The 10137-nt window shown below is 39.5% G+C and carries 8 protein-coding genes; 3 read left to right on the top strand and 5 right to left on the bottom strand.

Annotated elements, in window-relative coordinates; all coding sequences use genetic code 11:
* Positions 1-547 precede the first annotated feature (547 nt).
* From HMPREF9072_RS09700 to HMPREF9072_RS09690, 3 genes are all read left to right on the top strand, one after another.
* Positions 548-1924, top strand: a complete 1377-nt coding sequence (locus HMPREF9072_RS09700; protein WP_009411554.1) for a hypothetical protein — start codon at positions 548-550, stop codon at positions 1922-1924.
* A 58-nt stretch (positions 1925-1982) separates the two neighbouring features.
* Positions 1983-4241: a hypothetical protein gene (locus tag HMPREF9072_RS09695; RefSeq protein ID WP_009411553.1), complete on the top strand. Its 2259-nt coding sequence runs from the start codon at positions 1983-1985 to the stop codon at positions 4239-4241.
* A 95-nt stretch (positions 4242-4336) separates the two neighbouring features.
* Positions 4337-5941: a DUF5018 domain-containing protein gene (locus HMPREF9072_RS09690; RefSeq protein ID WP_009411552.1), complete on the top strand. Its 1605-nt coding sequence runs from the start codon at positions 4337-4339 to the stop codon at positions 5939-5941.
* A gap of 117 nt (positions 5942-6058) precedes the next feature.
* On the opposite strand, the gene ilvA is transcribed toward HMPREF9072_RS09690, so the two are convergent.
* From ilvA to HMPREF9072_RS09670, 5 genes are all read right to left on the bottom strand, one after another.
* On the bottom strand, positions 6059-7246 hold the full coding sequence (gene ilvA, locus HMPREF9072_RS09685) for a threonine ammonia-lyase (RefSeq protein WP_002674524.1): 1188 nt from the start codon (positions 7244-7246) through the stop codon (positions 6059-6061).
* Positions 7247-7355: 109 nt separating this feature from the next.
* Complete coding sequence (locus HMPREF9072_RS12555) at positions 7356-7610, bottom strand: hypothetical protein (protein ID WP_009411551.1); 255 nt, start codon at positions 7608-7610, stop codon at positions 7356-7358.
* The gene (locus HMPREF9072_RS12550) at positions 7610-8008 is read right to left on the bottom strand and encodes a porin family protein (RefSeq protein ID WP_009411550.1); all 399 of its coding nucleotides are present in this window, start codon (positions 8006-8008) and stop codon (positions 7610-7612) included. The genes HMPREF9072_RS12555 and HMPREF9072_RS12550 overlap by 1 nt, the downstream gene beginning before the upstream one ends.
* A 110-nt stretch (positions 8009-8118) precedes the next feature.
* Positions 8119-8946, bottom strand: a complete 828-nt coding sequence (locus HMPREF9072_RS09675) for a leucine-rich repeat domain-containing protein (RefSeq protein WP_009411549.1) — start codon at positions 8944-8946, stop codon at positions 8119-8121.
* Between the two features lie 8 nt (positions 8947-8954).
* A complete protein-coding gene (locus HMPREF9072_RS09670; RefSeq protein WP_009411548.1) occupies positions 8955-9767 on the bottom strand; it encodes a leucine-rich repeat domain-containing protein in 813 nt (270 codons plus the stop codon).
* Between the last annotated feature and the right edge of the window lie 370 nt (positions 9768-10137).

Raw genomic sequence — 10137 nt, 5'->3', positions numbered from 1 at the left:
ACACAGGCTGTTGAATTAGCAAATTTGGAGGGTTGAGGAGTTCGGAAGGAAACGGAGTGGTTCGGAAGGGTGTGTTGAGGAAAAGGGTAAAAAATGAGGTGTGAGGATGAATGTAGTTAGCTTATAGAGAGCTTATAGGAAGCTTATACAAATCTTGGACGATTGGTATAGAAAGGGTGTATAAGTATTTGGCTCATAATATAATACAGCGATACAAAAAATGGCAAAAAGAGGATTTCGAGGCGAAAGAAAGAGAAAAGGCACTAGGCCTTAGGTCATAGGCACTAGGAGGGAGTATGACGGAAAAAGGGAAGAAATGACTGTCACTACATTCCCCCTTTGAACGGAAGTCCGCGATAGCGGAGTATGTAACAAGAGAATGTTTCTTTTCAACCAAGTAACCCTATTTGTGGCTTGTCCCCCTTCGGGAGTTCGGGGTCTTATTCTAACACAATAATCTTTTTTATCCACATTTCCGGCATCATTGCACTAATTTGGCATTATTTTCGTATACTTTCTCTTAGAAACACAAAAACTATATTCCAAAATGAAAAACAAATCTTATTTTTTATTGTTATGCCTTGCCCTACTCATAGGAGCTTGTGGCAACCGAAACGCTTATAAACCCGTTGATCGTGGAAGCAGTACCACCGAATACCCATATGAAAGCTCTGCCACCGATTACCGAGAAGAAAATAGTGGCGAATTAGCCGAGATAGCCGTAGTTGGCTACGGCGAAAAGAGCGCTAAGAGAAAATCCTCTAAAATAACAGGCGATGTTAGCAGAAGTGACGAAAGTACGATGTCAGCTAAAATGTCGGTAGCAAAAGATGTAGCAACCAGCAAACCAGCAAAACGCACTGAACCTAAGCACCGCAAACGTCGCCCCGAAAGCGACCCCCAACCTCAGTCCGGCTTGGTAACTGCCGGCGAGTGGAACGACCTCAATAGTTGGGATTTCTACCAAAAAACGCTCAATAAAAATGAATTTGCTTCTTTCCCCGAACATTGGCAAATGTACACCAATCACCGTATAGCGGTACTTGTAACCGCTAATGGTAAGCCTGCTGTGAATGTTACCGTTGCGCTCTATCGCAACAATACCCTGCTATGGACAGCTAAAACCGATAACACGGGTAAAGCTGAACTATGGGTGAGTGCCTTCCAAAAAGAAAAAGAGCTTAACACCGAGCATTTGCGCCTAAAAGTAAACGACCAATGGGTGAGCACAGAAAAAGCAATTAGCGAAAACACACTCAACCGTATTGCGCTTAAAAATGAAGTAAAAAAAGCATCAAACGAAGTACAAATTGCCTTTATGGTAGATGCTACGGGCTCAATGAGTGATGAATTAGAGTTCCTAAAAATGGATTTGAAGAACGTAATCAGTAAGGTAGAAGAAGGAAATAAAAACCTCAAAATAAGTACCGCTACGGTCTTTTATCGCGACGAAGGCGATGAGTATGTAGTCAAACATTCCGATTTTACTAAGGATATCAATAAAACCATTCAGTTTATTAATAACCAAAAAGCTGATGGAGGTGGCGACTTCCCCGAAGCAGTACACTCAGCCCTCAATCAGCTCAATAAACTCCAATGGGACGGCGAGGCACGCACACGTATTGCCTTTTTAGTACTCGATGCTCCTCCACATCACGAAGATAAGATACTCAAAAGCGTACAAGCATCAGTTAAAACCGCTGCCGAGAAAGGTATCAAACTCATTCCTATCGTAGCCAGTGGTATCGATAAGCCCACCGAGTTCTTAATGCGTTTTATGGCAATATATACCAATGGTACCTATGTCTTTATCACCGACGACAGCGGTATAGGTAACGCCCATTTAGAACCTAGTGTAGGGGAGTATCAAGTCGAAAAACTCAGCGACTTAATGATTCGCCTTATCAAAAAGTATACAGAATGATCTGGCTCACTTTTTGCTACACAAGTCTCAGCTTTTTAACTTTTAATTTTTTATTCAAATGAAAGCACTTCCCCTATTAGCACTATTTCCGCTATCACTCATAGCCCAAAACCCTATTCCTGCTGGCTCTTACAAAGCCAGCTCTCTTGGTAATGCTTTGGAGCTTAGGATTGGTAATAACAACACTTACGAATTGGTAGGCGCTTCGGGCAACTATACCTTAAAGGACAAAAAAATAGAGTTCTCTTCCAATGCGTCGTCTTTTTTGGTTGAGAAGAAACAGAGCAATAGCTCTCAGTTGCAAATTACCTTTAAAATAGGAACAGGGCTCTTTGGCGACCCACATTTCTTATATGTAGGCTACGAAAACAACAAAGGTGAAGTGGAATATGTGTGTGTACATAACAAAATCACTTCATTGGAAAATGTAGAAAAAACAAAAGACAGCAATGGAGTTGGTTACTATGTATTAGAAAGTTTTGAAGTGCCACGTACTGAAAACCTTTACTTAGTGAATGCCCATTCAGTAGCTTTCAACAATAAATCCAAAGAAGTAATTATTGAGAAATATCCTATCGGAAAGACAACCAATGCCGTCGAAGTAGAATTTTTAGGAACCAATAATATGCTTAATTTAAAAGGCACTTACAACCCCGATAAAGGAACGATTTCTCTTACCGAAGGCGATTCCGATAACGCAATTCTGTTCAGTAACAAGGCAAGCACTCCTAATCCAGCAAAAGTAGCCCGTAGCAATAAGGAAAATGTAAAGAATTGGAAATATCTCATCGCTTTTGAGGAAGAACAGGATATCCCCGAATATAATCCTGAAAAAAGAGCTAAGCAGAAAAACCAAGCAGATATTTCACTACCCAAGAACTTGAAAACTGCCCTTGCTTCAGCCGATAAATATAGCCGTTTGGTAATAGTTTTCCAACAACCCGATAACAAAGAGGCTCAACAACAATTCGCTACTCTTTTTGCCAAATATAAAGAAGAAGGCGGTAGCAATGGCTATCCGTATGAACTCTATTTGGCTACTACCAAAGATATGAAAACCCTCAAAGCCAAAGGCGTACCTACAGGTAACCAAATGGCTGTGCTTGACGTAGCCGGTAATCTGCTCTACAATCAGCCCTCTACTATCGAAGAGGTTGCCAATGACGAAATAGTAACAAGTGATACTTACGGACAGCAGTTCGGTACAATAGCAATGGCTCGTGCGCTCGACAAAGCTTTGGGTAACCCTAAACTCTCTGTAAAAGACCTACAAGCTATTTTTACCACTTTCCTCAAAAAGGACAGCCAGCGTGTGTATTTGTTAGCTAAAAATCGTCCCGTGCAAAAAACAGGCGATGCTAATGAGGAAGAAGCCTTCGACTATATAGCGCAAGAGCAAGAAGATTACTTCTCCGATTTCAAAAACCCCAAAGGCATCTACCAAATGCAAATTACCCCTGAGCAAGTAACTACCCAGTGGCAGCGCATCGTAAACGCTCATAAAAACGATAGCAAACTCGATTCCGCATATGCTTTCTTGCTCGCTCTTAATAGCAATGATAGCGATTATTATTACCGAATTTTCAATGCCGAAAAGCCTGCTTCTCCTGCTGATGTAGATGCAATCGCTTATTTGGTGAAGTTCAGCGAGGAAATTAAAGCACATAACGAAAAACTCATTCCTAAAAACGATGACTATACAGACTATCAACAACGCTTAGAGAAAGGCGTAATAGAAGCAAACTATGGACACTTCAGTACTCTTCTCGACCGTCTTGTATTTAACGACAAAACTCTTTTTGAACCTGTAAAAGCCGTTTATATCGAAGGTGTCAAAAAGAACGTACTTACCGCTGATGATTACATCGATTTTCTCTATGAAAACAACGTAGAAGAAGCCAGTGCTTATTTCGGCGAATACTATAAAAGCCTATTGAAGAGAGATAGTAATATCATTGCAGCACTCGATAAGGCTTTTTTCGAAAGCGATGAAGAAAACAGTTGGAAGTATTACAAAATGCGCTTTGCTAACCGCGCCAATAACATCGCTTGGAAAGTGTACGAAGAACATAAAAACGACCCCGCTAAATTAGCAGAACCCTATCAGTGGGCAAGCTCGGCAGTACAGTTAGAACCTGAAAATCCTTATTACTTAGATACCCTCGCACACCTCTTGTACACACGCGGTGAAAAACAAGAAGCTATTAAGCTCGAAGAAAAAGCCGTAAAACTCCTTTCAAAAACTAATGATGAATTTGAGTCCCAACGCCAGGAGGTAAAAGCTAATCTCGAAAAGATGAAACGAGGAGAGATGTAGTACCTCATTTTCTCATTCTCTTATTTGCTCATTTGCTAATTACGTCTTATCTTTGCACTTTCTAATAGCAAGCAATTCAAAAAAAATTATCTACAATGAAAAAATTGTACGTTTTATGCATCTTGCTCATCGCTTTTGCGTGCAAGAAAGACAATGATGAAACGCTCCCACTGAGCGCTGAAAAAGACATTCTTTCGTTTGTCTTTACCGTAGAGGGTAACACTTATAGTGGTACTATCAGCAATACCACTATCACCGCCCAATTACCTGAAGACACCGATGTCACCACCCTTACTCCTACCATCACGGTTTCTAAGGGCGCTACCGTAAGCCCCAATACAGGGGTAGCTCAAAACTTCTCTAAGGAAGTAACCTACACTGTAACCGCCGAAAACAAAAGTACTAAAACCTACAAAGTACTGGTTACCACCGAAAAAACCGAACAACCGCAAGTCCCAATAGAAATTGGGTACGTTCCTAATGAATATACGGTAAACAAAGCAGGAGGCGAGGTGATTTTCTTCGAGGTAAACACGCTACCCGTCAAAAAAGAGCAAATAAAAGTAAAGCTCCTTAAATACAGAAGCGCTCTCTCTTACGACCTCAAAGTACAAAAGATAGACAAAAAAGAAAGACGTGTATATGTGGTCTTGCCCGCAACGTATAAAAACGGTCAATATCGCTTTAAAGCAACCTTCGACAAAGAAGAAGTGGAAAGTGGTGTTTTTACCTTAGATAGTAGTGAGATTGTTTTAGATGTTTTAGATATTAATCTTTTTGAAGGTCCTGTACAAACATTAGCAACTACCAACTTGCAAGTCTTTAAAGTGCTAGTATACGCTAATGCTGAAGCCTTAAAGAAATACACCTATTACCTACGCAAAAACGGACAAGATTACCAGCTTACAGTTGCAGAAATGTCTGGTTACAACCTCGAATTTAAGATGTTCAATACACCAGCTGGAGCTTTCAGCGGAGGAAATGACTTTAAGTTTGTAGTAAAAGGTGGCGCTAAAGAGCAAGTACTTCCTTTTGTAAACAGCGACGGACAAGCGATAAACATAGTGCCTACCTATGCTCCAGTAATCAAATCTCTCTCTGCAACTACCCTAAAAACAGGTGATGAATTAACCATAACAGGAGAAAACTTTACCTATATGAGCGTAGGTTTTAATACTAATTACAGATATTGCGAGTTACTTTTAATTAAAAACGGAGAAACAAAAGCAACTTTAAGTACTTATAATCACCGGGGTACCACCGCAACTTTTAAAATAGATAATAGTGTAGAGTCAGGTACTTATAAGGTAGTATTATCTTCTCAAATACACCTGAAATCAGAGGTTTTTGGTCAAGAAGTTACTGTTCAAAAAGAGATTATTCTTGAAGCGCATCCAAGACTAAAAGCTACCTATGCTAAGGTTGTAGACAAAAACTCTACAGACTACTATGCTAAATATGTACAGGTTTACTTCAATGAAGATTTAGAAGATGCCAAAGTAAAAGCAATAGTATTTCCTAAACTGAAAATAGAAAACACGACCTATTTCCCATCAGTAAAAGCCATAAGTTCATCTGAAAAACTATCGGATAGTAATTATGACTATTTAGCAAACAACCTACCCAAAGGCTATGTACTCATCGAAGAAAACGGCAAAGAATACAAAGTAGAGTTTTCTTTGATAAAAGTCAGTCAATAAGTCGTATAGCTTAACAGAAAATAAAAAGACTTTGCCAAGGGGTTAATAGCCTGTCGTGCTACGACCCTTTGGCAAAGTCTTTTTTAGTAAATCTAAAAGCGTTTGTCCTACTAACAACTACTTAGCGGTAATTTCGTACCCTTTATCTTTAAAAGCTCTTACCAACTGCTGGATATGGTCGGTACCGTTGGTCTCTACCGTAATAAGCACTTCTTTATCGCGGAAACGTGAGAGGTTCTTAAACTGGTTGTGGGCGAGTTTAACTACATTAGCTCCCACTTCTGCAATAATTTGAGTAATCTTAGCGAGTTCACCAGGGCGGTCAGGAATGCTTACCGAGAAGTTGAAAATACGGTCTCTGCTCACCAATCCTTTGCCTATCATCGAAGATATCATTAGCACATCTATATTGCCCCCACTTACTACAGGCACAACGTTCTTACCGCGGTCGGTGAGTTTTTTGAGTGCTGCCAAAGGTAATACGCCTGAGTTCTCAGCGATAAGCTTATGCTTTTCTGCCAATAGCAAGAAAACTTCCGTAAGTTCATAGTCATCTACGGTCACCACTTCGTCTACATACTTCTTGATAAAGTCAAAATTTAACTCTCCTATGCGCTTTACAGCAGTGCCATCAGCAATGGTATTGGCTTCGGGTAGGCTAACAAGCTTATTTTTCTTGAGTGCTTCGGTTGCCGAAGCAGCTCCTGAGGGTTCTACACCTACAATCTTAATATCGGGTTTAAGCTGTTTAGCAGCGCAAGCAATCCCCGAGATAAGTCCACCACCACCTATAGGTACAACTATCACATCGGTGTTAGGCAGTTCTTCCAATATCTCTAAGGCGATAGTACCTTGTCCTTCCAACACATCAGGGTCGTTGAAAGGGTGTACAAACACGTAGCCTTCTTTCTCTTCCAGCTCTTTCGCTTTTTGGTAAGCATCGTCGTACACATCGCCGTAGAGCACTACTTCAGCACCGTACTTTTTGGTAGATTGCACTTTGATAAGAGGCGTAGTTTTAGGCATTACAATCACGGCTTTGATGCCCAATTCACGTGCTGCGTAGGCAACGCCTTGTGCGTGGTTACCTGCTGAAGAAGCAATAACTCCTCGTTTTTTCTCTTCCTCGGTGAGTTTAAGGATTTTGTTATAAGCACCACGAATCTTAAAAGCTCCTGTCTTTTGAAGGTTTTCGGGCTTGATGTAGATTTTGTTGCCAGATTCTTCTGAGAAGAGCGGACTATAAATAAGGTGTGTAGGGAGGAGCACACTCTTGAGGTGCTCACGTGCTATGGTAAAGTTCATAATTAATTTATCAATTAGTCAATTGTATTATTAGGGAACAAATATATGAAATAATTTTCAATTCACAATTACAAATGAAAAAATAACCAGTAGGAAGTGATGTACAAATTTAAAACTTATACGCTATACCTGAGGAAGTACTAAAAAAGTAAAACTTCGCTTTACTGAGGTCTAAAAATTCCTTATTGTTATGCTCCGACACGTTAAACACGCTCATAGAAAACTGATGATCAAGAGTGAAAATCCAATGCTTACGCTCAAAGAGAATGCCTGCCCCTATATGCCACATCAGCAAGCTCTTCTTAAAACGACGGGTATCAGCAAACGAAATATCATAAGAGCTATCCAAACTAACCTCGCGCATCAAAAAAATTTAGGTGAAAAACCCGTTTGTACAAAACCTCTAATAGGTCGCTTGCCTTCATATTGTAACAAAAAAGGCATATCAAAAAGCACAAAACGGTAGCCCGAATGAAAAGAACTACCTTGATATTTACCGTCAAAATCTACTTCGGCAATACTGAACATTCCTTCAATTTGGAATGTTAATCTTTCTTGTAGAGGAATCCTAATAAAACCTCCCGCATTTAAGTAATTTCTAAATTTACCAAAGCTTACAGATGAAGATGGTACATTTGGGGTAACAGGACGCATACTTTGTACCATAGTAAAAGGATAGGAAAAGCGTACTCCTATAGCCACTTGCGAAAAACCTATCGAAGTGATACTTAAAAAAGCAATAACAGTCAAAAAGCGTTTCATATAGTTTTGGATAAAAATTACAGAATTTAAAAATACCTAATAAATATCTAAGTCAAATACATCAATATAATCTTAATCTTTGGATATGACATACCGCCCTCAATTATTATTTATTGTGCTTTCGGATATATCTTATCAGAAAAAGCACTCCAGAAAGTAGCTCTTTTGTATTGCTCTACCGAGCCTTTAGGTACATATATCTTTTCTATACGAGTAGCCCTAAACGGGTTATTTACTAAGGCAGGAGGGTTTACAGCATTAATCGTTATTGTTTTAAGCTGTTGGCAATACCAAAAAGCATCATACCCTATAGTCTTCAGTGTTGCAGGCAAGACAACACTCTTCATCTCCGTACACCCCGAAATTCCCACAGTTTCTATATCAGTGAGTCCTGTATTTTCTAAGTTAATTTCTTTTAGATAATTCCACCCAATAGCGCCAAATCCTAATATTTCTAATTTATTGAAGTGTAATTCTTCGAGATTATAAGACATTGACAATACGCTATAGGGCAGTCTTTTTACATTAGGAAGGGAGAGTTTTCTAATTTTTGTTTTGAAGAAAGCTTTATCGCCAAAAACTACTGTAGCATTGGTATTGAAGGTAACGGTACCACTAAGGCTAGCTTCTTCAAAAGCACCCTCTTCTATCTCTTTCAGGTTATTCGGGAATGTAATCGACTGTAAGTTCTGATGTTCTTTAAAAGCCTCTTTCCCGATAGTGTTCACATTTCTGAGCTTCTCGTCAGCTTGCATATCAAGCACCGTAGTATTTGCATTTTTCCATTTTATGAGTGTACGCCCATCAGCGCTGAGCTCATAATCAGCGGTAGAGTTACCGTTGTTGTCATCATCACTCTTCCGACAGCCCACCAAAGCAATCCCTATAAGAGCTAATAATAAAACCTTTCTCATTCTCAAATTTCCTAATTTTCTCATTCTTTAATTTAATTAATTGCTTGTATTTTCTCCGCGAAATCTTTCCAGCCTGCCGTTTTTTTGTATTGTTCTACCGAACCCTTAGGCACATAAATAGTAGGTATCACACTTTTATCGTTTGTGCCAAAAATACTATTAATATGCAAGGCAGGTGGATTTACCGCTTTAATAGTAAGCTTTTTCAGCACTATGCATTGCCAAAAAGCATCCGATTCTATTCTAGTAAGCGTCTCAGGTAAAGTAATCTCTTTTAGCTTCCACATCCCCACAAAAGCGCCGTGCCCTATTTCAGTAAGCCCCGTCCCCTCTAAGGTAAGCGAGGCAGCATTGCAATCTCTCAGCGCAAAATCACCTAATTTCTTTATTTTGTTAAAAGTAACCTCTTTTAAATCCCTACAAACTGAAAAAGCATTGATACCTAATACACTCATATTGGGGAACGTTATCTTTTTCAGATGAGTGTGGTAAAAGCACTTTTCGCCAAAATCAACGGTAGCTTTCGTGTTAAAGACAACCTCACCGCTGAGGTTTGCATCCTCAAAAGCACTTTTTTCTATCTCCTTCAAGTTATTCGGAAATATAATCGATTGGAGGTTCTGATGTTCTTTAAAAGCCTCTTTCCCGATAGTATTCACATTTCTGAGCTTCTCATCAGCTTGCATATCAAGCACCGTAGTATTCGCATTTTTCCATTTGATAAGCGTACGCCCATCAGCACTGAGCTCATAATCAGCGGTAGAGTTACCATTGCTGTCATCATCACTCTTCCGACAGCCCATTAAAGCAACCATTGCCAAAGCCAATAATAAAACTTTTCTCATTGTATAATTATTTTTTATCGTATTTATCTATTTTTGTAAGCTACTAATTTTCTCATTTTCAAATTTACTAATCCACTAATTTCTCATCTGCTCGTCGCGCTATAACCTCACATTACCTTCACTTTTTCGTCTCCATCTTCCCTCTTTTTTGTCGCGAGCTTTTAGCTCGTGCTCTCCCTTGCTAATTTTCTAATTTGCTAATTCTCTAATTACCCCTTCTCCTTTCCGTCACTACATTCCCCCTCTCCTTGGGAGAGGGACGGGGTGAGGATTCTCTTTCTTTCGTCTCGAAACCCTGTTTTTACCATTTTTAGCCCTGTTGTATTGTATTATGAGTCAACCACTTATACACCCTTTCTATACCAATCGT

The sequence above is a fragment of the Capnocytophaga sp. oral taxon 324 str. F0483 genome (assembly GCF_000318315.2).
Taxonomy (GTDB): domain Bacteria; phylum Bacteroidota; class Bacteroidia; order Flavobacteriales; family Flavobacteriaceae; genus Capnocytophaga; species Capnocytophaga ochracea.
The sequence above is the reverse complement of the archived record's forward strand: the minus strand, read 5'-3'. Positions and strand labels throughout refer to the sequence as shown.